Consider the following 25329-nt stretch of genomic DNA (forward strand, 5'->3'; position numbering starts at 1 on the left):
CCGCCGCCGACAAGTAAATCCGAACTGGGACGGATCAGCCGTTAAATTGACACACCCGCTCACCGGGCTCGCCCTCGCCCCGGTCCGCCTCGGCCCGGCGGTACCAGCCACGCAGCGACTCCGAGCTGACGCCGAGTTCCCGGGCCACCGCAGTGACCGTCCTGCCCGAGGAGTCGACGAGCGTGATCGCGTCCCGCTTGAACTCCTCGGTGTACCGCTTCGTGTGCTTGCTCCCACCTGGTGCTACTTCCTCTGGAACCTCAAGTCCCAGTCTCCAGGTGTCCACGATCAAGGGGAAGCTTCACGGGCAATCCGGACCGCCCGGCCCGGAACTCCGCGTCATACCCCTTGCATATCTCTGCCATCAACCCCCCATAGCGGAAATCTCCACACTACGAAGGGGAGGGGCACCTTTGTGATCCCCCGCCTCCTTAAATCGCCGGGGATGAGCCGTCAGGCCTAGGACATCATCAATGGAAATTTAGCAACGGAGGATCATATGACTACGCCTATGGCTCCCGGCGTGTACGTGAAGGAAGCTTCAAACAGTATGCGTTCGGTAGTGGGCACCGGTACGTCAACTCCAGCATTTCTGGGGGTCACCGGCACCTATGATGAAGAGTGCCCTGAATCACTCCAGCCGCTTCTGGTGCGGAGCTGGAGTGAATTCTGCAATACATTCTTTCCTGACCCGCCTAATGCAGTAACCGACGTGGATGCAGCCCGGCGGTCTTACTGGGTCTCATGGAGAACCTGCAACCACCTGACTGGCATCAGCTCCGAGGTCGCGAAGGCTGACGAAGATTTCAAGAATGCCAAAGATGATACCAGAGAAGGAGTAATTGCCAAACTTTCGACAGGAGTCGCAGATGCCATACTGCTTGCACGAGATTTCAGCCAGGCAAAGGACAATGCGAATCTCGCCGCCCTGAAAAATGCCGCAGCCGCACTGGACGACCCAAATGATAAGAAAATCGAGGCGGTTCAGACGGCTTATGATGCCGCCTTCAAGGACTGGGGTGACGGGCTGCAGCAGTGGCATGCGCTTAATAGTCGACTGGACAAGGTGTGCGAGTCACTGGCAGCGGAAAATGGACTGTCGGACAGCAATGTGGCAACCCAGAAGGCGGAGCTGGCGAGCATTGCCGAAGGCTTGTCAAAGCTAACATTCCCCCTTGCACCTAGAATTAGAGACAAATTCAACTTGGTGAATCTGAGTCAGCGGCTGGACACGTCCGTCAGGATGGATGGCGGTTTCCTCGCTGAGGCGGTTCTGGGGTTCTTCGCAAACGGTGGCGGGCCCTGCTATATCGTCCCGGTGAAGAAAGGCGTTACCCCAGCCGTTTCCGACATCGAGGGAGATGCTGAGGTCGGCAGTGGACTGGCGGGGCTGGAGAAGATACACGAGGTCAGCATGGTCGCCGTACCCGACCTTTCCATTCTCGCCAACCCTGAGCAAGCTGCAGGGTACTGGAAAGCGGTCGTTGCCCACTGCGCCAAGATGGGGAACCGCCTGGCCATCATCGATCCCCCCACTGCGGACGTCCTCCCCGCTGACGCCGTCAAGACGGCCCAGAAGGTGACGGGGCGTAAGGACCTGGCTGCGTTCTACTATCCGTGGGTTGTCGTCAGCGGTGCCAACGGCAAGAAGCGGGCAGTGCCTCCTTGCGGTCACCTGGCCGGTGTGTGGGCTGCCACGGACAACGCCCGGGGCGTCTTCAAGGCTCCGGCCAACGTCTCTCTCACCGGGGCCATCGACCTCTCTCATCTGGTCAGCGACGACGAACAAGGCAACCTGAACGAGCACGGCGTCAACTGCATCCGCAGTTTCCCCGGACGGCCCCTGATGGTCTGGGGCGCCCGCACTCTCGCGGACCCCTCGGACCGCGACTGGAAGTACCTCAGCGTCCGCCGGCTGGTCTGCTTCCTGAGCGACTCCATCCGCCTCTCCACGAACTGGGCCGTCTTCGAGCCCAACGACGAACGCCTCTGGTCCACCCTCCGGCAGAGCGTCATCGCCTTCCTCAAGGACCAGTGGCGCCAAGGCGCCCTCCAGGGGACCACCGCCGACCAGGCCTTCCATGTCGTCTGCGACCAGAGCAACAACCCCCAGTCCCTGATCGACCTCGGACAGGTCCACTGCGACGTCTACATCGCACCCGTACGCCCCGCCGAATTCATCCACTTCACCATCCAGCAAACCGCAGGACAGTCACCCTCCTGACCTGTTCCGATCAGGCAGGGCGCTGGCAGCGAAGCCTGGTGTTCCGGTGACGCGAAAGCAAGTTCAACAGCGCTAAGGCCGGGGCAAGCGGAATTCGTCGATGGTCAGGCCAGCCGCCCAGCGCCCACGGCCACAGGTCTGGTCCGCAGTGACCGGGAGCATTGGCGGTCACCCAGCCCCCGAGTCCGCCGGGACTGCGCCTCAGCCCGGCGCTCCTCGGGCATGGCTGAGTTGCAGGGGCGGCGCTGGCGCCCCGTGGCCCGGAGGAATGAGCAGATCTCTCTCAGGGCCCTTGAAGGCCCCGCGGGTCAGCCCACCACACCCAAACCTGGCCGATAGGCCTGCAGCTTTCGGCCGGCCAGCGTCCGGCCGCAACCACGCTCGGCCCTGAATGGGGTCGCCCTCACCACGCTATGGAGTCCTGATGGCCATCGGAGACGTCTACCCATCCAACATCTTCAGCATCGAACTCGGATCATTCCAGGTCGAAACAGTGCAGAACGTTTCGGCCCCTACCATGCAGATCGAAGTCGTCGAAACACACCAGGTTTCGGCCACTGGAGAGGCAATTTCAAGGAAACAGCCCGCCACGAAGCCTCAAAGCGGTGAGATCACCGTGACGCGCGGCATGGACAAGAGTACCGTGTTCACCGACTGGATTAATACTACCCTGGAGAAGAAGGACGTAGGAAAGGCTCGACAGAACATCACTATCGTCATGTACGGCACAGACAAGAAGCCTGTGCTCCGCTACCACCTCGTTAATGCCTGGGCCTCGCAGTTGAAGGGTGCCGACCTTGATGCGTCCAGCACATCGCCGGCCACGGAACAGGTGACCATCACCTACGAGGACTGCGCCGTCGAGCGAGCTTGAGGTAGCACTTGCGCGGCGGAACTCAGCAATGTGGGGCGTCCACGCTGCAACAGACGGTCAAGGGCTGTCCCGTATATGATCTCCGTGTGGTCTCGGCTGCGGTTGCCCGAGGTACGAGCCACTCCCCTGCCCGGCGAGGGCGAGATTGTACATCCGTGCGATGCCGAGCATGGCGTGATGGACGCCGTCGCCTTGTACTCGAAGAGCGCGAGGTTTGCCTCGGCCCGGGTGGTGAGGACGCGGCCACGGACAGGACGGCTCCGATACCGTAACCACACCAACCACTGCAAGATCATCTCACCCGTGACCAGCAGTTACGGGATAGCTCTTAAGCCTGCTAATTTTCCGGAAAAATACCAGCTGGGTGCTTTAGTGGGTACAGGGTAAAGCCCTGTACCCACTGAGCCGAAATCTGCATGCGTGGCAGCCAGAACTGTCACCGGCTCGAAGCGCGCCCCGAGCAGTCTGCGGGAACAGGCCATCCATGCGCGACACCCTTTGCTGCACGTGTAGTTGAAGGGCGAGGAAGCCGGCTCCTGAAGACTTACTCTGCACGTATAAGGCGAGGGAAGAAGGTGCGCAGAAGGTGCTTACTTCTGAAGGCGGCGCAGCACAGGAACTGCGCACAACGTTTGATTTTGATTTGCCTCGCGGTTATGTGGACGGATCTGGTGTGGTCCATAAGAGCGGGACGATGCGCCTGGCGACTGCTCAGGATGAGCTGTCGCCGCTGGTCGACCAGCGAGTGCGTGAGAATCCGGCGTATCTCGGAGTGGTGCTCTTGAGTCTGGTGATCACCCGGCTTGGGTCAGTGCCCCGGATCGATCCCACGCTGATTGAACAGCTTTTTGCAGCTGATCTTTCCTATCTGCAGGATTTCTATAGGTCGATCAACGGGCTGGGGCAGGCAGAGACAGCGGCCTGCCCCAGCTGCGGGATCACCTTCGCCCTGGCCCGCGGCGCCGGGAGCGGCCTGGGGGAATAGTGACCTACCCGCCAAGCCGCCTGCTGGAGGAGACGGCCTTCATTGCCTATCACTTCCACTGGGCTCGCGGCGACGTCATGAGCCTGACTCACACAGAGCGGCATGGCTGGGTACGCGAAATCAACCGGATCAACACCCGGTTCAATGAAGGGAGGTAGCGGTTCATGGGCCACCCCCGTCTGACGCCCGCACCGATGGTGCTGTCGGCAGCAGTCTCCCCGCCGGCCTCCAGCGGCTTGAGGGCGCTTAAGGGAAAGCTGGCGGCCTGGCAACCCCTGGCGGTGTGCTCCGCTGCGACGGCCTTGCTGCCCAGGGGATGGCTTCTCAGCGTCGAGCCATCTTGGCGCGGGCCTGCCATCAGGCTCCGGTCTACTGCTGTGGCCCTGTACTGGCCCATGCCCGATGTGGGCGGGCGGAGCGGGCCTGGGGGCACGATAGACGGCTGGGCTTCGCCCAAGCCAGGTGAGCATGCGGACAAGTGGTACGAGTCCCGCCGCGCATCAAGGCATCCCTTTCCGCTAGACGGAGCTGTCTCGCTTGACGTCGAGGACACGACTCGAGCGGGGTCAAGCCGCGATGGACCGCCCCATGGTGCTGTCTCGCCACGTCCGTCGGATCTTCTGCCTGGTCAAACGGCCAGTACCCACACCAACCACCCCCACCCCCCGCCGGGCACACCACCGGGCACACGCCCCACAGGCCTGCAACCACCCCTCACCACCCCGCCCACCCCCCTCACCTGGCACACCCCCCACCCACCCACACCAACCAGCACCCACACCAACCACCCCCACCCCGACGCACCAGTCTCTTCCGTCCTGCCGGTGCCGCTTACCTGGCGTACGGCTTCCTCTGCGTCCGCCGCTGGCCAGCAGGCAACTGCGCCTTCGGCTGCGGGTCCAGCCCGCAGCTCCAGATTCCGGGGCGCCGGCCAGGCGCTGCGCTCCGAGAACATGGGTGCACCTGGGCGCGAAGCCCTGCTGGCGGGTGGCGCAATCAGCGCGAGGGCGGTAGCGCGGGAGATCTGTCGTGATCATGCGCAGGACCTCGCACGGGCGGTCCTTGCGTACCTGCCGCAGGTCACTGGCCGGCGTGCCACGGGTACACCGCCGCGAAGCGCGGCTCCGCCTCGATGAATCCGACAGGCGTGCAGTCAAGCCTGCGTAGGAGGCCACTTCATGAGTTCTGAGCCTTTTGCTGTCAGTTCGATGTTCCATCTCACAATCGGCGGATTCAACCTGGGTTCGTTCACCAGCTGTGAGGGCCTGGGTTGCTATACCGAATCCGAAGAACACCGCGAGGGCGGCCTCAACGATCACGTGTGGCAATTGCCCGGCCGCCTGCGCTACACCAATCTGACTCTGTCGCGGCCGCTGACGCGTCAGACCACGCTGATATGGCTGTGGTTGCAGCAGGTGAACAGGCCGGCTGCGTCGCCGCTGCGTATGCCGGGGGAGCTGGTGGCCCTCGGGCCGGACCACCGCCCCTTGGTGGGCTGGGCACTCGACGGAGTGCTGCCTGTGAGGTGGACGGGCCCGTCCTTCTCCGTGGACCAGGCCCAGGCAGCACACGAGTCGCTGGAAGTCGCCCACAACGGCTTCCTCGAACTGCCGATGTGAGCTGCTCCCGTTGTCTGACCAGGCAGCCACATGGCCCTCACTCCCGCCGCCCGTCTGTTGTCCCCTGAAGTAAAGGATCCGGCCGTGTTATCGCTTCCTATCAGCAGTTCCCTCGTGCGGGCCGTTCTTGTCATGTACGAGCCTCCGCCGGCGAAGAAGAACACGCCGGGCCCGGAGTGCGGGCGTCTGGCCTTCCAGTTCAATCCCGAGCAGCTGCGGATCGCCAATAACGCCTCCTGGGTACGGCATCCGGCGAAGAACGCGAGGAAGGCTCGCCGCCCGCAGTTCCGCGGTACCCAGCCGCGGTCCTTCAGCGTGGAGATCTTTCTGGATGCCGCGGGCAAGAGAGGCCGTGTCCAGGACAGCGTGGAGCTGCTGATGAAGTGCTGCACGCCGACCCAGGAGAGCGTGACCGCGAAACGGCCGTCGCCGCCCTGGGTTCGCCTGGTGTGGGGGAAGATGCGCACCACGGCTTTCACCGCCGTGGTCCATACCGTCTCCGCGTCGTACACCATGTTCGCCCCGGACGGGCAGCCCTTGCGGGCCACGTGCACAGTGGATCTCGAGGAACTGGGCGGAGCGGTCCCCAGGACGAATCCGACATCCGGGGGGCCGGGTGGGGTGGGTGCACACCAGGTGGCACGTGGAGAGAGTCTGGCTACGCTGTCCTACCGGACGTATGGTGATCCCACCCGCTGGCGGGAGGTGGCCCGGCTCAACGAGATCGACGACCCGTCCCTGCTCGCGCCCGGTGACCAGCTGCTGCTTCCCGACCTGACGGCAAGCGCTTGGGGTGGGTCGGATGGGCAATGACCGTACGGTGCAGGAGTTCTACACAGCTACTGCGGTGGTCCGGCTCGGTGGCGCGGTGTTGCCGGACATCTGGGAGCAGTCTCTGACCGAGACAGTGGTGGAGACGTCGGTGGAGCAGCCGGCGGCCGCGTCTTTGCGCTTCAGTGATCCGGACCGGACGCTGCTGAAGGAGCTGCGCGTCTCCACTGGGACGCGGCTGGCGGTCAGCGCCTCCGTGAACGGGGTTCCCACACCGCTGTTCGCCGGCGAGGTCATCGCGCTGGAGACGGAGTTCAACACCCAGCAGGGCACGTTCACGCTGGTTCGTGCTGCGGATGGGGGGCACCGGCTGCAGCGCGGCCGCCAGGTCGTGGCTTACGCGGACACCACGGTCCGCAAGGTGGTGCAGGCCATCGCGGCCCGGGCCGGGCTGCGGGTGGACACCATCGAGGCCGATACGGCGGCGATACCCTACTTGGCCCAGCCGAACCTGACGGACTGGGAGATGTTGCAGCACCTGGCGTGCGAGCGGGGCCTGCGGGTAAGCCTGGAAGGCGACGAGGGGACGCTTCTGTGCCTGCGCCGTATCGCACCGGGCCCCGGCGGGAAGGCCGAAGAGCATGTGCTCACCCACGGCAAGAACCTTTTGTCGCTGCGTGCCTGCTTCGATTCGGCCCAGCAGGTCGCTGCCGTGGAAGTGCACGGCTGGGACATGAAGGCCAAGGCTCCGCTGAAGAAGCAGGTCGCCGCCAAGGGCAGCGACCGTGTCAAGGTCAACACCACCGCGCAGGCGCTGATCCGGCCGTTCAACCGGGCCGGCTCCGGCGCGGTTCTGCTGGTAACTGGCCGTCCCTACACCGCCGGCAGCGACGTGAACACCGCCGCGCAGGCCCTCGCCGCCGGCTACGCGGCCAGCTTTGCCGAGCTGGAGGCCGAGGCCGAGGGCATTGCCTCGCTGCGGGCTGGCATGAGCGTCGTATTGGAAGAGGTCGGCCCGCCCTTTGCGGGGCAGTACACCGCGTCCGAGTGTCGCCACGTCTTCGCCACGGATGAGGGCGGGGCCGCGGTCTTCCGCACGCAGGTGCACGTGGCGCCGGCCCCTGCCGGGCCTGTACCGCCGCCTCCCCCCTTGTCGGCCATGGGCCTTGCGGTCGGCGTGGTCGTCAATACCAAGGAGCCTCACGAGGGGCAGCACGGCTGGGTGCGCCTGCGACTGCCCTGGCTGCACGACAAGTATGAGACCGACTGGGTGCGCATCATCCAGTACGGGGGAGTAGGCGGCGGCGGAGTACTGCCGGTGGAGGTGGGCGACGAGGTCCTGGTGGGTTTCGAGCACGGCCGGCTCGACCGCCCCTACATCTTGGGCGGGCTCTACAACGGCGAGGACCAGCCGAGCGACCACGACGGGGTGAAGCTCGTCGATCCCAAGACCGGCAAAGCGAACCGCAGGTCTGTGGCCTCGCGCGACGGTGACCGCATCGAGATCCTGACGCCCCCCGAAGGAACCCAGGGCATCCGTCTGGTCACCGGCAAGGAGGAAGGACGTCTGGAGTTCGTCCTGGACCGGGCGAAGAAGTCGGCCACCCTGTCATCAGGGACCGACAAGGCTGCCGACCAGGCGAGGCTCCTCCTGGATCAGCAGAACAACCATCTCGCCCTCACCTCCGGCACAGACGAAAAAAAGGTCAACGTCCTCCTCAACCACAAGGACCAAGTCCTAGCCCTCACCGCAGGAGACGACAAGCAACCCAACCAAGCAAAAGCCGTTCTGGACCAGAAGAACAACCAGCTCACCCTCACCTCCGGCACAGACGAAAAAAAGGTCAACGTCCTCCTCAACCACAAGGACCAAGTCCTAGCCCTCACCGCAGGAGACGACAAGCAACCCAACCAAGCAAAAGCCGTTCTGGACCAGAAGAACAACCAGCTCACCCTCACCTCGGGTACGGGCAAGCAGCAGGTGCAGATTCTGCTTGACCATGGGAAGAAGGCCGTCACCCTCACCTCTGGGACCGTGGCGCAAGACGGAAAGGCAGAGGTCTCTGTCCAGCAGGAGAGCGGCGTCATCACGCTCACCTCCCAGTCCGGTAAGAGCACGATCTCGGTGACCCTCAACGCGAAGGAGAACATCCTGACCTTCAGCGCGGGGGACGGAAAGCTAAAATTCGATGCCGATAAAATTTCAATCGACGCGAAGACTGAACTGCAGTTGACGGGGGGAAAGAAAGCCGCCCTGGCCGCAGGGGCTTCATCCGTAACCGCCACTTCGGACAGCGTGGAGGTCACGGGCAGCAACGTAAATATCAAGTGATATCCAGGAGGACTTCAATGCCCGTTCTCGATATAATAGGTGCCGGATGGGCTTACCCGGGCCTCCGGGAATCAGATGGCAACGCGCGAATGGCCACCGGCAGCGACGACATTGCACAGGCCATCCGCCTCATTCTCGCCACTGCGCACGGAGAGCGCCCCATGCGCCCCGAATTCGGCTGCGGCATCCACGACTTGGTCTTCACCCCCATCGACGCGAGCTCCGCCGGACTGATGGAACAGGCCGTGCGTGAGGCCCTGGAACGGTGGGAGCCGCGCGCGGACATAGACGACGTGACCGTCTTCGGTGACGACACCGACGACGCCCTCGTCTACATCGAAGTGCACTTCCGCCCCCGCGGCACCAACGATTCACGCAACCTCGTATTCCCCTTCTACACCATCCCCTCCCACTCCACGGACACACCATGACCTCACCCCCGCGCCCCGCCCAGGACCCCCTCCCCCCTACCGGCGACCAGCATGGCGACGAGGTCCTCTCCCTCGACACCCTTCACTTCCAGGACGTCGTGGACGACGCCAAACGCCTCATCCCGTCCCTGTACCCGCAGTGGACGGACCACAACGTCTCCGATCCCGGCATCACCATGGTCGAGGCCTGCGCCGCGCTCATCGACGAGCTGTCGTACCGGCTGGACCGGCTGCCCGCCGAGGTGCGCGACGCCTACCTCAGACTCATCGCGCCTCCCCGCAGGGCTGCGACAGCCGCACGCGCGATGCTTACCTTCACGCATGCCCCCGGTGCCTCCGTCGCCGTACCCCTGATCATCGCCGAGAACACCCAGGTCACATCCGGCACCGACGGCCCCGTTTTCACCACGCAGGAAAAGGCGTACCTGCCACCCATCCCGGGCTACGCATACGGGAAACCGGCCGGGAAACCGGGAGAGGACGGGCAACCGCCCAGCATTCCATTTCCAGTGAAAGGGCAAACCTACGAGCCGACGGTGCTGGAGACAGATGCCGTCCTGACCGTCGGCGCCGCGGAGACCAGCCCGGGATCCGCCCCTACGGACATGGAGCGGCACAGCATTCTCCTCCTGCTCGCAGACCCCGGCCCGGGAAAGCTCGTGACCGTGAACGTGCGGCTGCGCAGCGATGCACGGCTGCCCAGCGGGGCCCAGGCGCCCCAAGCGGTCTGGCAGGCCCTGACTGCAAGAGGCTGGCAGCCGGTAGCCCTGCTGAACAACGGAACAGGCGGTCAGCTCCTGGCAGCAGGGGCGCAGTACACCTTTGCGTCTCCGGCGGACGCCGCGCCGGTGACGGTGAAGACCACCACCGGCCGCAAGGGTAAGCTGGCCTCCTTCGCGGCCACCGGGTGTCTGGCCCTGCGGATGAGCGTCCAAGGACTGCCACCCGCTGCGCAGTGGCAGGTCGTCTCCTTGCATCCCTCCTATGCCGTCTCCCCGCCCGTACCTGCCGTGCAGGTGGAGAAGGCAGTGGACATGGGCCCGTGGACTGCCACCGGCAAGCCGGGGCAGACCCTGCGCCTGCCCGGCTTCCCCTTCGCGGGGGGGCTGGACAGCACATCAGTCACCGTCACGGTGCCAGGCCGGGTGCCGCAAACGTGGACACGTGCCGACACCTTCGCCACCGCCGGAGCCGAGACGCCGGCCTATGTCCTCGACTTGGCAGCCAGCACCGTCGCATTCGGCCCCTTGGTGGGTACCCGCCAGTGCGGGCGGATCCCGGAAGCGGGTGCCGCGATCACCGTGAAGGCCGACATCACAGCCGGCCGCCGAGGCAACGTTCCGGCCGACTCCCTGACTCGGCTGTCCACACCGCCCTCACCTGTGCCGCAGGCCATCCTCCGCGACAAGGAGCACTTCTACGCCATCTCCGGGGCTCTGGTCGCCACTGTCAGTGCCAACCCCGGAGGGGCGACCGTGTCGACTGAGCCCTGGGCACAGAAATGGCCGGCCCTGAAGGCCTTCACGACCATCGACGCGGCCGTGGGCCTGCCCCGCGCCGGCTCCGACTCCGGCTACGACCTCGTGTTCTTCTCGGATAAGTCCTACGTCTCCATTCCCGCCGAAAACCCCGGCGCCACAAGCACTCCGGCTCCCATCAGCGCGCACCCCGGCCTCCCCCCGGGCGGCGCAGAACAGAATTTCACCCGCGATATCGACGCAGCCCTCTGGGACGACAAGCGGGGGTTGTTCCTTTTCAAAGGCCCGCACTGCATCAACCGTCCCCTCGGCCAGAAACCGGCCGACCGGTCCTGTCTCATCGCCGAGCTCATTCGCGGCCTGCCGGAACCGTTCACGCAAGGCATCGACGCCGCCAGCATGGAGCTGGACGGCCAGTGGCGGCTCTTCAGCGGGGTCTACTACGTTGCCGTCCGGGACCTAGTCTGTACCACCCCCGCCCCCCTCAGCTCCGTCAGCCTCTGGCCCAAGCTCCAAGACCACATTCCGGCGGTCAGCGTCACCAACACTGCACCCGCCCTCGGCGGCACCGACCCGGAATCCTTCGAAGACCTGCTGCGGGACACCGCAGCAGGCTTCAGAGAACCGCACCGCTCCATCACCTCCGAGGACTACGCCCACGTCCTGAGCGAGAACCTGCCGGGCGTCGCCAGGGCTGTATGCGTCCCCTCCCCCGAGCATGCCCGCTACGACCTACTGATCATCCTGCTCCCCCTCCTGCCTCCGGGCACCCCTCCGTCGGCCCGCTCCCTGCACGCCAGTGAAGGTCTCCTGCGCACTGCGCGCGAACGCCTGGAAGCCCTGCGTCTGCTGGGCACCCGCATCTGTGTCACCGGTCCCGTCTGCGTCCCGGTGCGCATCAGCCTCGAGTTCAACACCAACATCCCAGCTGCCGGATACCCTGCCCTGCGCGACCACATACGCGAAGCGCTGACCGCCTTCCTCCACCCCGCCACCGGCGGTAGCGCCGGCACCGGCTGGCCCCTGGGGCATACACCCACCCCGGGGGAGATCTCCGCGGTCATGGCCACCATCCCTGCCGTCCGGACCACGGGGCAGCCTGGTGTGGAGCTGCTGCACGAGGCGGACAGCGAAACCCCTACCGCCACCCTGCCCTACCTCGACCTCCTGGACCTGATCGTCAATGGCCAGCCCATGCGGGACTCAGACATCGTGGACCCCTCCCACCGCACCAGTCCCACCACCACGCGCAGCCTGAGCCTGACCCTCGCCCTGCCCAAGACCTACACCTGGGACGTCGTACAGGGGAACCTCAGCGGCGGACGGTGGCAAGGGCTGCCGCCCACGCTGGGCGAGCCAAAGCAGACGCTGGTATGCGCAGCGACCACCCGTGATGACCCCTTCACCGGTCAGCTCTCCTTCCGTCTCCACGGGACGAACGAGACCGTCACCCTCGAATGGAGCAACCCGCCGTCCGGCGACAACACCTATGCCCTCACCACCACCGCGAACATCGAAGCCGCCGTCCTCGCCGGCGACGGCAAGACGGCGGTCACCGTCGCAGGGGGCCAGAGCCAGCGGTTCACCGGGCACAACGTCCAAGGCGACACCAGCAGCGCGCACGCCCTGTTGCCCCTCGCCCTCACCGTCAGCAGCAAACTGCTGCAAGTCCTGACCATCACGGCGAAGGACGGCAGCAACGACGCGTGGGAGGCGTCGTTCAAGGAAGACCAGCAGAACTGCAAGGTGGCCCAGGGCACGCCGCTGACGGTGACCGTGACATCCACGACCTTCACCACCGGCATGGCTGGCACGGTCACCTTCAAGAACACCAAGGCCAGAACATCGGATCGAACGGTCACCGTCGGCTGGAGCACGGACGCGAAGGGAACCGTCAGCTTCACCGCGAAAGGCCCCGTCAAAGCTTTCCTCGACGACGGCTCACTCCACGGCCTCCCGCTCACCGAAACCCCCACACCGCGTCCCTCGGAAAGCCCCGGCGGCGGCCTGGTGGCCCAGGCAGCCCTCACCCTCAAAGACCCCGACCACCGCACTGTCACGGTCCACCTGGACAACCGCCTCCCCGCCACTCTCGCCCTCCGCAAACAGGACTTGCGCAACAGCGTCTGGACCATCGCCCCTACCGCCATACCCCAGGGAGTGGCCGAATTCGCCGCCGCCGCAACCGACCAGGGCACGGAAGCCTCCGGCACCGTCTCCTACAGCTACGCCCTCGACGAGCACACAGTCGGCGACATCGTCCTGTCCTGGAAGAGCCCGCCCCAGGTGAATGCCAAGCCCCTCATCACCCTCACCCTGCCACCGGGCGCCGAAATCGCATACGACCAAAACCTCTGGCAGAAAGGCAATTGACGCCACCGCCCCCACCCACCCCTGCGGCCAGAAAGGCACCCGCCATGGCTGACACCCCCACCGGCCGCCCCCCCGGGACGGCGGCCCGCGTCTCCCCCCCACCCCTCATACCCCCGCACCAATACCACACCGGCACAAGCGCCCCGCCCTTCCCTCGCCTCTTTTTCAGCATGCTCGACCCCCTGACACGCAACACCAACCTCCTCCCCGAATTCAGCCTCAAGAAGGTGGCACAAGCCCTAGGCCTCCACCCACCGCTCGGCTCCCCCGCCCGCACCACCATCACCCTCGAGATGGCCCCCGCCCTCGACCAGAGCGTCCTCGTCCCCGCCGGCACCTCATTCGCCACCGCCTCGGCCGAATCAGAAGAACCCCAGTCCTTCACCACCCTCGACGACACCGTCCTGCAGTCAGCAGCCCTCATCACCGCCGGCACCACACCCCGCAGCCCCGGCCTCCCCGGCACCGGCGCCCTCACCCCCCTGGCCAAAGGCACCACCCTCAGCCCCGACCACAGCCTGCTCCTCGTGCTCTCCCGGCCCCTGCCCGGCATGACCTGCCAAGTCACCCTCCCTCTACAATCCTCCGAGAACCACAGCGACTGGGCCTCCCAGATCCGCTGGGAATGCTGGCAGAACAGCGAATGGGTCCCCTGCGGCACAGGAACCGGCCTGGCCCAGGCCCCCCAAGCACCCGCCTTCATCATCCCGGTGCCCTTCACCCACGCCGCCTGCACCCTCGCAGCCTCAGGCACCCTGCCCCAGCAGAACAACGTCGGCCTCCTGCGCTGCCAGCCGCAGACCCCCCTCATCCTCGCAGAGGGAGAAGCCACCCTGCTCGTGCGCGGCTCCGTCCAAGCCGTCCAAGGCGAACTCGTCCTCGACGAACCGCTCGGCATCTCCGAAGGCACCCCCGGACAAAGCTTCACCCTCGCCCACACCCTCTCCACCGCCTACCGCCAGCCCTACCTCGAGGCAGCCTCCGCAAACCGCATCCAGATCTGGACGATGGTCCCCTCATTCGCCGACTCCCAGCCCACCGACCACCACTTCATGACCGACCCCGCCGCCGGCCGCATCATGTTCAGCCCCGACCCCCAGCGGGGCGGCGTCCCCCCAGCAGGCAGCGTCCTACGCATCCCCGCCTACCACAGCGGCACCGGGGCCGCCGGAAACATCCCCGCCCGCAGCATCGCCATCCTGGAAAACCCCCGCCCCGAAATCAACGCCGTCTTCAACCCCGAACCCGCCACAGGCGGCACCGACGCCCGGCACACCCACTGGTACACCGCCTCTCTCGGCGGAGCCGACAGCGCCGCGACAGCCGGGGAACTCGAACGCCTGGCCCTGGACACAGGCCTGGGCATCACCCTCGCCCGCTGCCTGCCCGCCCGCCCCCAGGACACCACCCCCACCGTCCACCTGCGCGTCCTGCCTGCAGCACAGCCCGACAGCATGGGCCGCCTCTCCCACGACCAGCTCCAGCCCGCCCCCGACGCCCAAGCCGCCATCCAGCGCCGCCTCGGCCCCTACCTGCCCGCCGGCTCCACCCTCAACCTCACCGGCTTCCCCCTCGCCGAAGCAAGCGTCACCGTCACCGTCCAGGCCCGCCCCTTCGCCTCCCCCGCCGAATGCAAAGACCTCGCACGCGACACCTGCACAGCCCTCTACCGCTACTTCTGCCCCCTGCCCGGATACGGCCCCACCACCACAGGCTGGCCCGTCGGCACCGACGCCGACACCGGCGACATCCACCGCGCCCTCGCCGACGTCCGCGGACTGGCGAAAATCGTCACCGCACACTTCGAGGACTCCCAGTCCCACAAGACCAGCGACAAAGTTCCCGTCGAGCACGACGGCCTGCTGTACTCCGGCCGCCACCACGTCATCTGCGTAGACACCCAAGGCAACACCGTCCCAGGCGCAGACATCACCGGCTAACGACGCCCCGCATGCCCGGCCAGCCACCGGCATCCCGGGAACGATCAGGACCTGCCTCGCTCCTCTCCCCGAAAGGGAGGGATTCTTACGGCTTGCGCCGCAAGACTTCCTGCTCGTCGCCGACTGCCCGCCCGGAGAACTCCGTTGAGGGACTGGCCGTGGACGTGCTGGGGCTGATCATCGGTGTCGTGGTGCTGGCCGCCTCGGCCCACAAGAACGCCGCCGGCACCGCCTTGCTCGATCTGGCGGCCGGGCGGTGCGGGATGCGTCTGGAGAAGGCGCTGGTGGACCAGGGGCTCAAAGACGAGGTCATCATCCACGGCGCGTTGATGGGCATCGACGTCGAGGTCGTCCACCGCAACCCTGCCGACCAGGGCAATGGCTTTGTCCCGCAGCCGAAACGCTGGGTGGTCGAGCAGACGAACGGCACGCTACTGCTGCACCGGCGCCTGGCCCGTGAGTACGACCACCGGCCCGACACCTCCGCCTCGCGCGTCTACTGGGCCTCCACCGCGAACATGGCCCGCCGCCTCATCACACCCGCTCCCGCCTGGCGCGACGCCCTCGGGCTGGCCGCATGAACATCATCGAGCTCCTGGCCCGCATCCAGGACCAGCACGACGAGACCACGGCCCGGGCCGGTGAACTACGCGACCAGATCGAGCACTTGACCGATGCCCTGACCGAAACCGGAGCACGCCTCGCGGACCTAGACACCGCCCGGAAGGTCATCGGGGCGTGTCAGTGACTCCGTGTAAGTCCTGGGGTTTCAGAGGTTAATGCGGTCCTGGAAGTAGATCGAGAACGCGTTCAGCGCGGCCTTCCAGTGTGGTGCGACGTGGGTCTTGCTGCGTGTCTTCGGCTCGATCAGTTCCCGGATGGCCAGGTAGAGGACCTTGACCGCGGCCTGCTCGGTGGAGAAGTGGCCGCGGTTGCGGGTGACTTTCCGCAGTCGCGCGTTGATCGATTCGATCATATTCGTGCTGTAGATCACCTTCCTGATTTCCGGCGGGAAGGCCAGGTAGGGCACGAAGTCCTGCCACGCCTGGGACCAAGTGCGGGTCACGGCTGGGTACTTGCGTCCCAGGTCGGAGGTGGTGAATTCCTCCAGGGCCTGTTCGGCGGCCTGTTCCGTCGCGGCCGTGTAGATCTTCCGCAGGGCCGGGACGAGCTTGCCGTGGTCCGCCTTCGAGGCGTATCGGAGCGACGCCCGAACGAGGTGAATTACGCAGGTTTGGACCGTGGTGCGGGGCCAGACAGCGTTGATCGCGTCCGGCAGGCCGGGAAGGCCGTCGCAGCAGGCCACGAGCACGTCCTCGATCCCGCGGGCCTTCAGCTCGCCGAGGATGGTGAGCCACTGGCGGGCGCCTTCGCCGTCCTTGCCGATCCACAGTCCGAGCACGTGCTTGCAGCCGTCGAGATCGACGCCGACGGCGAGATGGACGGGACGGTTGGCGACCTTGCCGTCGCGCACCTTGATCCACAGTGCGTCGATGTAGACGACCGGCCACATCGCGTCCAGCGGCCTCGACTGCCAGGCCGTGATCTCGTCCGTCACCGCGTCGGTGACCTTCGAGATCAGGTCCGGCGAGACCTCGGTGCCGTACATCTTGGCCAGGTGCGAGCGGATGTCCCGCACGGACATCCCGCGCGCATACAGGGACAGGACCTGCTCGTCGAAGCCGGACAGCCGGCGTGCGTTCTTCGGCACGATCCGCGGTTCGAACTCACCGTTGCGGTCCCGGGGCACCTCCACCTCGAGCGCGCCGACGTCCGTGAGGACCTTCTTCGTCCCGCTGCCGTTGCGGCTGTTGCCCGAGCCACGGCCGGCCGGATCGCCCTTCTCATAGCCGAGATGCTCGGTCATCTCGGCCTGCAGAGCCCGCTCCAGCAGGGCCTTGGACAGCTGCTGCAGCAGCCCGCCCTCACCGGCCAGCGGAGCACCGGTGGCATCCGAGGACTCCATCAGCTGCTCGACCAGGGCCTCGACCTGCCCGGCCGGGATCGCCTCACCGGCAGCCGCCTCGGATATCTGGTTCTCAGTCACGCGATCTTGCCTTTCCGGAGGGGCGGGACCACGGGCCCCGCCACACTACTCAGATCACGGACTTACACGACTTACCAGACACGTCCGGTCATCGCCTAAGCTTGAAATTAAAGGTTTCCCCTCGGCCTTCAAGGTCGGGGGGTGTCCTTCTTGCGGCGGGTTTTGCCGACGGGGTGGCGGGGTGCCGGGGCGGAGGTTCGGCCTGGTGGTCGGCCGGGGCCGGGGCGGGTCGCTTTCGGCTTCCTGGCGGGAGTGCCCAGGATCCGTCGGATGCGGGGATAGCCGCGGTGGACCCGGCTGGGGGTGAGCCGGTCCGGTGTGAGGGGTTTCTCCCAGGGGCGGCGCAGATCGCCGGCGAGGGGGCGGGCGAGGCGCAGCTGGGTGTGGGCGGCGAGGATGAGCCAGACCCACCGGTCGGCTTGTTCGGGGTGGCGCAGGCGGGGGCGGGTCATGCCCAGGACCTGCTTGAAGAACCGGAATGTGTGTTCGATGTCGAATCTTCTGAGGAAGATCCGCCACAGGCGGTCGATGTCGTGCGCGGTGGCGTCGGGGACGGAGTGCCACAGCCACATTGGTTTGGGGTCACGGTTGCCCGGCAGGTGCTCGACTGCAAGGTGGACCCATGTGCCTTCCACGATGGGCAGTTCCCCTTCGTGCCCGCTCCAGGAGCCGCGGTGGTCCAGTCTCGGGTGCAGGTGTCCCCAGCAGCGGGCGGTCACGCGGCCGAACCTGTCGTGGTGGGTGGTGGATTCCTGGGCCGGGGCGGTGTGGGTGGCCGGGTCGGCCAGGCGCAGTGCCTCGCCGTGGCGTGGTTGCCGGCCCTTGGTGGGGCCCTTGCGGCGCCCGGCCGGATGGTGCATGACCCGGTCGGCGCGGATCCGCCCCAGCAGTCGCACCGGCTCATCGCGCAAGAGCCAGGTCAGGCGCACGATGTCGTAGCCGCAGTCCAGCACGAACAGCACCTCGGGATCGCCCTCGCACCATTGCCCGGCCTCGCGCAGGCGCCCGAGGAGCGCACGGATCTGCCCGGCCGTGACCTCGGTCGCATCGTCGTCGGGGCCGAGCCGGACTGCATCGAGCACTCCGGTCCACGACGTGCGGCCCCCGCCGAGGGCGGCGGCGACCTGGTAGGGCCACCCCGGGATGGTCTGCCGCACCCCGTCACAGCGGCAGGGCCGGTGGCAGTGCAGGCGCCCGGGCGAGCATTCCGCGTCCGGGCGCGGCCACGGCGTCACGTCCAGCGCGATCGAGAGCTGCCCGTCCGCCCCGCGCGGCAACGCGAGGCCGACCAGTGCCATCCGCAGGCGGGACACATCCAGGCGGCCCCTCGCGAGCGCGTCATACATCGCCCCGTGCCCGCGCCGGTGCACCGCCTGGAGCGACAGCTCCGGCAACGACACCACCGGACCGCCCCCACACAACACCGCGTCCACCAACTCGAACAACGCATCCGCACGACGCGGCATCGACGCATACAACTCCATCCGAAAGGACGACAGTTCAGCAACCGCCTCCCGCCCGGCAGGGCCACGCACGATACTCGACACCGACGACCTCCTGGACCGTTGTGCGACTCGACATCACACAGCGTGAAACGGAGGTCGTCGTCATGTCCGGAAAACTCCCGTGTGAGTGAACGACACGAACCCCTCAAACAATCACCAAAGGTTTAATTTCAAGCTAAGAGGGTGCGCGGATAGGCGGTGGCGGGGGTTTCGAATGCAGGTGCAGGCACGGGGCTGCGCGATCATGTGAGTTCCTACGCTCCGTGATCGTGGAGGCTCCGTGCCTGCGCTTCCATCATGGCTCAGAGACCATTCGAATCAGACAAGGGCGGTTGTGTCTCGTTCCGGGGTGGTTCGGTAGGTGGTGACGGGGCTGGTTCCGGTGGCCCGGCGGAGCATGATGCCGGTCATGGTCCAGTGGATCTGTGCCTCGGCCGAGTGCGTCGTGGTCTCGAGGTCCTGGGCGAGGCGGCGGGAGCGGGAGAGCCGGCCGAAGGTCCGCTCGGACTTCCACCGCTGCGGCAGAGGTGTGAAACCGCAGGTCCCGAGGCCTTTCGTGGTGGTCTCGACCTTCATGTTGTCCAGACAGATGCCACGGCTGCGCAAACCTCCGTAGGCGCCGTCGGCCCACACCTTCACCACGGAGGGATGCTGGTCGTGGACGTCGTCGAGGAGGACCGTGCCGCCGTGCCGGTCATGGATGTTCGCGGCAGTGACGATCACGGCCAGGAGCAGTCCCATCGTGTCGGCGATGATGTGCCGCTTGCGGCCCTTGACCCGCTTGTTCCCGTCCGTGCCCACCGTCTCCGCACCGGCAGTGAAGGCGGAGGGGACGGACTGCGAGTCCATCACCGCGGCCGTCGGCTCGCGCTCACGGCCGGCCCGGGCACGGACCTCCTCGCGCAGCAGGTCGTGGACCCTTCTTGACGGTGCCGTCCTTCGTCCACAGCGAGTAGTAGTAGAACACCGAGGTGTGCGGCGGGAAATCGTGCGGCAGCAGGTCCCACTGCACCCCCGTCCGGTTCACATACAAGATCGCGTTCACCACCTCCCGCAGCGGATGCTTCGGCCGACGCAGCCCCAGCCCCGATACCGCCCGGCCGGCTCGCCACTCGGTGAGCACCGGCCCGACCAACTCCCACTGCCCGCCCCTGACATCAGTCCGGTACGGCCGCCGCTGTCCACTCACACACCCGGACTACCCCACCGCCACACCCGAGGCACCCAGACACACGAACTACTACAAACCACAGCATTCAACCCAGAGCAGACACACAGCATTCGAATGGTCTCTCATCGAACCGCTGTGGGACCAGTTCGAGGAACTGGTTCCCGCGCGGGATGAGTTCGCCCCGGACCATCCGCTGGGCTGTCATCGTCGGCGCATCGGTGACCGCGTCGTCTTCGACAGGCTCGTGCAGGTCCTGGTGTTCGGATGCGGCTACCGCAAGGTCGCCGACGGCTCGTGTTCGGCAACGACGATCCGCGGCCGACGGGACGAGTGGATCACAGCCGGGGTGTTCGAACGCCTGCAACTCATCGTGCTCCAGGCCTACGACCGCTTCATCGGGCTGGAGCTGTCGGACCTGCCCGTGGACGGCTGCCACACCAAAGCCCCCTGCGGCGGTGACGTTGCAGGTCCCTCGCCCGTGGACCGGCGCAAGGGAGGCATGAAACGCTCCACCGCAACCGACGCCGCCGGCATCCCGCTCGGCGCGGTCACCGCTCCCGGCAACCGCCACGACTCCCCGCTCCTCGCACCGACACTGGAAAGACTCGAACACCTCGGACCGCTCCCGGACGATGCCACCGTCCACCTGGACGCCGCCTACGGAACGGACAAGGGAGCAAGGACCGCCGCCGAGCACGGGCTGCGGGCCGAGGCCGCCGTCAAGGGCATCGCCGCCCCCGTCCAGAACACCAAAAGGTGGCCCGCCGAACGGACAAACGCCTGGGGCAATCAGTTCTTCAAGATCGCCCGCTGCACCGAACGACGATCCGAAGTCACCGACGCCTACGTGTCTTTGGCCCATGCCGTCATCACCCTGCGCCGCCTCATCCGCCGAGCCTGGACCCTCCACCGCTGGGATACACGCCCTCGAAAACGACCCTGACCAACCCCATTCCGCGCACGCTCTAAATCGCACCGGCCGGAGACGAGCCCGATACGCCCGAGTCGAGCACCGCCCACCAGGCCATCGTGAACGTCTTCAACCAGCACCCCGGTCAGGAGTTCCGGGCCCGTGAGCTGCGCGAACTCCTCGGCATGCCCACCCACGAGGCGTCCGTCAACATCACCCGCAGCCGTCTTCGGACGCCTCATCCGCCAAGGCTTCCTCACCCAGCCCGGGCGAGGCCGCTACCAGAAACGGACTTAACGCCCACTGAAGTCACAAGCGCCCGTCCGACCACGTGTGTGGTGGTCTCGCCGACGAGCCGACAAATCCCAAACAGGACAGTCAGCGACGTCAGTCAGAAGGTGGGGCAGGCTCATCCGCAGAACCACCAGTCACATCATCACTGTCAGAAGGTGATCCAGGCCGCCATCCCCACCGACCGCCGCATCAGTGGCGGGCACCTTGATGCCTGGGTCCTCGCACAGCAGGGAGACCAACCAGCGTCAGGCTGCGTCCTAGGTATCCACGAAAGGACTCCGATGACCGAGCCGTCCACCCCCGCCGACCAGGGGCAACCCGCCCAAACCCTGCAGTTGCCCACCGTGCTCATGCAGGACCCTGCCATGCGCGACTTCGCCGAGGCCATCAGCGCACTGTTGACTCCGTACTACCGGGCCCTGGATCCCCACACCGGCCTCGCCCGGCTCCTCGACGCCTGGCGCACCGACCCCGCATGGTTACCCTGGCTCGGACAGATCGCCCACGCGCCCAACCTATGGGACTGGGACGAAGTAGCACAGCGCGCGGCCGTCCACTCCGCAACCGCACTTGCAGCCGTCCGCGGCACGCGCACCGGCCTGCTCCAGGAAGCAGCCCTGCTGGGATGGGAACTGAGCGTCTGGGACCCGGGCTGGACCACCAACCTCAGCTCCGCCCCGGCCCACGAGACCGCGCGCCTGCCCCTGACGGTCGCACTCGCCTGGCCTAGCGCCGACAGCATCAACCTGCCCGGCGTCCGCGACCAGCTCAGCGCCATCGTGCGCAACAACTGCCCTGCATCGACCCCCTGGACCGTGCTGGTCGGCGAAGGGTTCACCCCGACCAGCGCCCTTACCCTGCCCCCGCCTGCGCGCGACCCCTCTACCGCACCAACGGTCTTCTTCTACGGACCTGCCACGGGCGGGGACCACACCGTAGGCTACGATCTCGCCACTTGCCGACCAATCCCCGGCCCATCGCCGCTCAGCGCCCGCTGGAAGACAGGCGATACAAGTAGCGGCAAACCCACAGGCCCCATCAACAGCCTCGCAGACTTCGCCGTGCAGGGCCGCATCCATGGAGCCGCCTACTGGCCAAACGACCACTGCTTCTACCTCGTCAGCCAGGACAAGGCAGCGGTCTGGGACTCCAGTGCCAAAGCGTTCACCCAACTCCTAGGGCTGGACACCCTCTTCCCCGGCCTCACCGCAGCCGTCCGCGAGACCAAGAAGGAACAGGGCCGACCACTTACAGACGACATCCTCACCGTCCTCTCCGGCCCCCGCAAAGACCTCTACGGCCTCCACGTATTCAGCGGGGAATACGTGTACCACTACACCGCCCCCAAGACCCCGCTCGCCAAGAAGCGGAAAATCTCCGAACTGTACAACAGCGGCCTGCCACCAGCCTTCACCCGCGACCTCGACGCCGTCGCAACCCACCCCGACCGCCCCGAAATCCACTACCTCATCGCCGGGCCCCAGTGCGCCGAAATCAGCGGCTTCACCTACATCGCAACCCACCTCATCCGCGACCTGTGGCCAGGCCTACCTGTCCGCACCCTCTCCACCGAAATCGGCGGCGGTTCCCTGACCGTCCCGCAGCAGTCCTTCGTCGGCAAAGAACTGGTCGTCTCCTACTACACCCGCGGGCGCTCCGCCGGCGCCCAAATCTCCCTCTACGCCGGCCCCAAAGTCGGCCACGACGACCGCAAGTCGCTCACCGGCGCACTGGACCACCAGCAGGCATCCGACCTCAGCGGCACCGTCACCTTCCCAGGGGACAAAGTGGCCATCCCCGGCGTCCACAGCGTCTACTACGGCGACCCGGCCTTCGATATATGGCTGTCAGACCCCGCCGAATTCACCGCCTTACTCACTGCCGACCAGTTGGCAAAAGGTGCTCTCCAACCGCCCGCCAACCCGACCTCCGGCACGTCACTCGCCTTTACGGGCAAGACGCAAAAGGCCTGGCTCCAGCATGCCACCATCGCCGTACAGCCTGGAAGCAAACAACGCGCCGCCGATCAGAAGCCAGCGCCACACGCGCTTTCCGCGAACATAGAGGCCATCACCGCCGACGACAACGGCAACCTCAAGGCCTCAGTCCCCAGCGGCCTGCCTCCAGGCGACTGGATCGCGTACCTCTTGGCCCGAGGCGGAGCTGCCTGGCTTGCCAAGCCTGCCACCTTCACCGTCACCCTGCCAGCCGACCAGTACGGCACCCTCGAGCTGAAGAGCGCCAGGCAGGATGCCACGGCCCAGCTTCCCGAGAAGAACTCAGCGACCTTCAGTGTCGCCTTCTCAAAGAGCTCCGCCCAACATCGCAGGGACGGCAAGATACGCATCTACGCCGGGCAAAACCACTCTCAGACCCCGGACACCGTCCCATCAGCCGAACCGGTGCAGGCCATAGCCCTGGACATCAGCGGCGACACCGCCGAAGCGGCTACCGCAGCGCCCCTCGAGGCCGGCGGGTACACCGCCTACTGGACTGCCGGCGAGAGCAACGCGTGGCAGGCGAAACCGCTTTACTTCTCCGTCAGCACAACCACACTCGGTACTCTCGTACGCAGATCGAATTGGCTGGCCCTCGCCGCGCAGATCGAATACTCGACAAACAACAAACAGAATGACGCCATTATGGCGTTCTTCGACGCAGCAGAAGACCTGTCCCCAAAGCTGAACACTGCACCCGAGACTTGGAAAGCAGCCCATTTCGTGCGGCTCTCAGCGTCGTCGGGAACCATGGAAGCGACGTTGGAACAGCTTAAAGAGCCCGGCGAATACACCGTACACCTAACCGACAGCAGCGGCCGGGACATGGCAAAGCCCGTAGCCCATACAACCAAAATACCGGATAGCTCGGTCGGGAAACTCGAAATCGCGGGCGACTCGAAGCGCACCGAAAAAGACAGCAAGGTTTACGCGCTGTCTGCAGAAATTAAGGCCACGCTCACGACGCCCTATCCGAGCAAGCGCAACACCATTATCGTATACCCAGGCAGTCAAGCCGAGGTCGGCTCGACCTACCCGCGGCGGCTTGGCAAGCACTGGACACAGGACGCAAAGTCACCCACCACAGCCGCAATCCTCCCGGACGCGCAGGTCAAGTACACCCCTGGCTTGTACAGCATCTGTGCCTTCGCCAAAGACTCGTATGCGTGGCTAGCCGCACCAGTGACCGTCCTCCTCGAACCCGAGCACAACGAGAACAACAAAATCTCCATAAAGGACTTACCCTCCAGCAAAGAGGTCAGACGAGGAGCCACCGTCATCGTCGAGTACACAACCGAATATGGGACAAAAGATGGATATGACCCGAAAGATAACAAGATACAAATAGTCGACAAAGGTGGCGCACCCCAAAGCTCCGAGAGCGCGACAGAAAGCAGGGGCAGTAAAACCCTCAGCACAGCCAAGCTGACACCCGGCACCTACACAGTGGAACTGACCGGAAAAGACAACAGCCGACTCGCAGACCCAGTCGAATTCAAGGTAACAGCCCGTCAGATGACACTTCATCTTGTCGATGCAACGAAAGATTCCTGGAAGATCACCGGGAAAGCGCTCGTCGGCTGCACGGCCTCCACGCCCGCACCGGAACAAGCAGGGGGCGCCAAGGCAGATATTTCCGCCATCGTTTACACCCAAGATGGCACCACAGCGGACGGCACCATGAAGGGCCAAGCGCTCTGCTCACCAACGCAAAAACCAGACAAAACACTAACCGTCCAATGGGAAATCGACTCAGTCGGAAAGGTCACATTCACGGCCCCCGCCGCTCCCCCACTCAGCGCAAGCTTTGCCACCACCAACACCCCCACCACAGCAAAACCCTCCCTGGAGACAACCGCCGGGCAAGACTTCTTCGCATACCTGAGCAACACGGCACACCGAACACTCACCACCACCTGGAGAAACAACCTGCCGGGCGAACTCACACTCGTCAAAGACTCCGTGACTGTCACCAACACCGCCGCATTTTCCCCACCTCAAACGATCCCATCAAACGGCGATGCCAACTTCACACTCACGACCATCGAGTCCTACAGAGACTCGTCAGGATCCCTCACCTATCAGACACCAGCCACTGAACAACCCCAGGGCAACATCACTATCAAATGGGAGAGCCCTGCAGAAGGAAAACCCACCCTCACCATCACAGTTCCAGACGGAGCAACCGTCGAACACGACGAAACCCAGTGGCAGGAGCAACAGCCCCCAAAGAAGACCTGAGAACCGCTCTCGCATGACGGGAGTGTCTGATTAACGGTGGATCGTCCTTCTATGCCAGGTTGGTCTGACGGCTTGCCTGGAGAAGTGGAACCACCAGATGGCTGAACCCCTTTCATCCTGAATAGCTGCAGGTCAGA

18 protein-coding genes and 2 pseudogenes are annotated in these 25329 nt (G+C 65.6%); 14 read left to right on the plus strand and 6 right to left on the minus strand.

The features are described from left to right. Window positions 1–34: 34 nt before the first annotated feature. A complete protein-coding gene (locus tag ACLHRZ_RS34400) occupies window positions 35–286 on the minus strand; it encodes a transposase (RefSeq protein WP_490422555.1) in 252 nt (83 codons plus the stop codon). 237 nt (window positions 287–523) lie between these two features. On the opposite strand from ACLHRZ_RS34400, the gene ACLHRZ_RS34405 reads away from it, so the two are divergent. Together ACLHRZ_RS34405 and ACLHRZ_RS34410 are read left to right on the plus strand one after the other, a co-directional pair. Beyond that, complete coding sequence (locus tag ACLHRZ_RS34405) at window positions 524–2224, plus strand: phage tail sheath family protein (RefSeq protein WP_490422556.1); 1701 nt, start codon at window positions 524–526, stop codon at window positions 2222–2224. 424 nt (window positions 2225–2648) lie between these two features. Then, a complete protein-coding gene (locus ACLHRZ_RS34410) occupies window positions 2649–3098 on the plus strand; it encodes a phage tail protein (protein ID WP_490422557.1) in 450 nt (149 codons plus the stop codon). Window positions 3099–3227: 129 nt separating this feature from the next. Here the strand turns inward: ACLHRZ_RS34410 and ACLHRZ_RS34415 are convergent. After that, window positions 3228–3308, minus strand: a pseudogene (locus tag ACLHRZ_RS34415) (IS5/IS1182 family transposase); the annotation flags it as partial. 376 nt (window positions 3309–3684) lie between these two features. Here ACLHRZ_RS34415 and ACLHRZ_RS34420 point away from each other — a divergent pair. The 10 genes and pseudogenes from ACLHRZ_RS34420 to ACLHRZ_RS34465 all read left to right on the plus strand — a co-directional run bounded on the left by ACLHRZ_RS34420 (window position 3685) and on the right by ACLHRZ_RS34465 (window position 15775). Then, the gene (locus ACLHRZ_RS34420) at window positions 3685–4083 is read left to right on the plus strand and encodes a hypothetical protein (RefSeq protein ID WP_490422558.1); all 399 of its coding nucleotides are present in this window, start codon (window positions 3685–3687) and stop codon (window positions 4081–4083) included. Then, window positions 4083–4241, plus strand: coding sequence for a DUF6760 family protein (locus ACLHRZ_RS34425; protein ID WP_490422559.1), 159 nt, complete (start codon window positions 4083–4085; stop codon window positions 4239–4241). Before ACLHRZ_RS34420 ends, ACLHRZ_RS34425 begins: the two co-directional genes overlap by 1 nt. A gap of 1020 nt (window positions 4242–5261) precedes the next feature. Then, window positions 5262–5702 (plus strand): phage tail protein, encoded by a 441-nt coding sequence (locus ACLHRZ_RS34430; RefSeq protein ID WP_490422560.1) that lies wholly within the window; start codon window positions 5262–5264, stop codon window positions 5700–5702. Window positions 5703–5732: 30 nt separating this feature from the next. Then, entirely contained in the window at window positions 5733–6515 is a 783-nt protein-coding gene (locus tag ACLHRZ_RS34435; protein WP_490422561.1) for a CIS tube protein, read from the plus strand. Continuing rightward, a complete protein-coding gene (locus ACLHRZ_RS34440) occupies window positions 6505–8805 on the plus strand; it encodes a VgrG-related protein (protein WP_490422562.1) in 2301 nt (766 codons plus the stop codon). The genes ACLHRZ_RS34435 and ACLHRZ_RS34440 overlap by 11 nt, the downstream gene beginning before the upstream one ends. 89 nt (window positions 8806–8894) lie before the next feature. After that, window positions 8895–9236, plus strand: a complete 342-nt coding sequence (locus tag ACLHRZ_RS34445; protein WP_490422563.1) for a GPW/gp25 family protein — start codon at window positions 8895–8897, stop codon at window positions 9234–9236. After that, window positions 9233–13087: a baseplate J/gp47 family protein gene (locus tag ACLHRZ_RS34450; protein WP_490422564.1), complete on the plus strand. Its 3855-nt coding sequence runs from the start codon at window positions 9233–9235 to the stop codon at window positions 13085–13087. The genes ACLHRZ_RS34445 and ACLHRZ_RS34450 overlap by 4 nt, the downstream gene beginning before the upstream one ends. Window positions 13088–13257: 170 nt before the next feature. Continuing rightward, window positions 13258–15027 (plus strand): putative baseplate assembly protein, encoded by a 1770-nt coding sequence (locus ACLHRZ_RS34455; RefSeq protein ID WP_490422565.1) that lies wholly within the window; start codon window positions 13258–13260, stop codon window positions 15025–15027. A gap of 146 nt (window positions 15028–15173) precedes the next feature. Then, window positions 15174–15608: pseudogene (locus ACLHRZ_RS34460) on the plus strand (transposase family protein); the annotation flags it as partial. Further along, window positions 15605–15775: a hypothetical protein gene (locus ACLHRZ_RS34465; protein WP_490422566.1), complete on the plus strand. Its 171-nt coding sequence runs from the start codon at window positions 15605–15607 to the stop codon at window positions 15773–15775. The pseudogene ACLHRZ_RS34460 and the gene ACLHRZ_RS34465, both read left to right, overlap by 4 nt. A gap of 21 nt (window positions 15776–15796) precedes the next feature. Here ACLHRZ_RS34465 and ACLHRZ_RS34470 read toward each other — a convergent pair whose 3' ends face one another. The 4 genes from ACLHRZ_RS34470 to ACLHRZ_RS34485 all read right to left on the minus strand — a co-directional run bounded on the left by ACLHRZ_RS34470 (window position 15797) and on the right by ACLHRZ_RS34485 (window position 19768). After that, entirely contained in the window at window positions 15797–16993 is a 1197-nt protein-coding gene (locus tag ACLHRZ_RS34470; RefSeq protein WP_490422571.1) for an IS256 family transposase, read from the minus strand. A 209-nt stretch (window positions 16994–17202) separates the two neighbouring features. Next, on the minus strand, window positions 17203–18621 hold the full coding sequence (locus tag ACLHRZ_RS34475; protein WP_490422567.1) for an NF041680 family putative transposase: 1419 nt from the start codon (window positions 18619–18621) through the stop codon (window positions 17203–17205). A gap of 276 nt (window positions 18622–18897) precedes the next feature. After that, complete coding sequence (locus ACLHRZ_RS34480) at window positions 18898–19431, minus strand: transposase (protein WP_490422568.1); 534 nt, start codon at window positions 19429–19431, stop codon at window positions 18898–18900. Window positions 19432–19450: 19 nt separating this feature from the next. Then, complete coding sequence (locus ACLHRZ_RS34485) at window positions 19451–19768, minus strand: transposase (protein WP_490422569.1); 318 nt, start codon at window positions 19766–19768, stop codon at window positions 19451–19453. A 106-nt stretch (window positions 19769–19874) separates the two neighbouring features. Here ACLHRZ_RS34485 and ACLHRZ_RS34490 point away from each other — a divergent pair, with 106 nt between their 5' ends. After that, window positions 19875–20693: an IS5 family transposase gene (locus ACLHRZ_RS34490; protein WP_490422572.1), complete on the plus strand. Its 819-nt coding sequence runs from the start codon at window positions 19875–19877 to the stop codon at window positions 20691–20693. 542 nt (window positions 20694–21235) lie between these two features. Next, window positions 21236–25192: a phage tail protein gene (locus ACLHRZ_RS34495; protein ID WP_490422570.1), complete on the plus strand. Its 3957-nt coding sequence runs from the start codon at window positions 21236–21238 to the stop codon at window positions 25190–25192. Window positions 25193–25329: the final 137 nt, after the last annotated feature.

The organism is Streptomyces sp. AM25, from assembly GCF_058146165.1.

Bases quoted from the DNA above. Each gene is read 5' to 3' on its own strand.
- ACLHRZ_RS34410 (WP_490422557.1), top strand. From the start codon at position 2,649: ATGGCCATCGGAGACGTCTACCCATCCAACATCTTCAGCATCGAACTC.
- ACLHRZ_RS34440 (WP_490422562.1), top strand. From the start codon at position 6,505: ATGGGCAATGACCGTACGGTGCAGGAGTTCTACACAGCTACTGCGGTG.
- ACLHRZ_RS34470 (WP_490422571.1), bottom strand. From the start codon at position 16,993: ATGGAGTCCTCGGATGCCACCGGTGCTCCGCTGGCCGGTGAGGGCGGG.
- ACLHRZ_RS34445 (WP_490422563.1), top strand. From the start codon at position 8,895: ATGGCCACCGGCAGCGACGACATTGCACAGGCCATCCGCCTCATTCTC.
- ACLHRZ_RS34435 (WP_490422561.1), top strand. From the start codon at position 5,733: ATGGCCCTCACTCCCGCCGCCCGTCTGTTGTCCCCTGAAGTAAAGGAT.
- ACLHRZ_RS34495 (WP_490422570.1), top strand. From the start codon at position 21,236: ATGACCGAGCCGTCCACCCCCGCCGACCAGGGGCAACCCGCCCAAACC.
- ACLHRZ_RS34450 (WP_490422564.1), top strand. From the start codon at position 9,233: ATGACCTCACCCCCGCGCCCCGCCCAGGACCCCCTCCCCCCTACCGGC.
- ACLHRZ_RS34455 (WP_490422565.1), top strand. From the start codon at position 13,258: ATGCTCGACCCCCTGACACGCAACACCAACCTCCTCCCCGAATTCAGC.
- ACLHRZ_RS34430 (WP_490422560.1), top strand. From the start codon at position 5,262: ATGAGTTCTGAGCCTTTTGCTGTCAGTTCGATGTTCCATCTCACAATC.
- ACLHRZ_RS34465 (WP_490422566.1), top strand. From the start codon at position 15,605: ATGAACATCATCGAGCTCCTGGCCCGCATCCAGGACCAGCACGACGAG.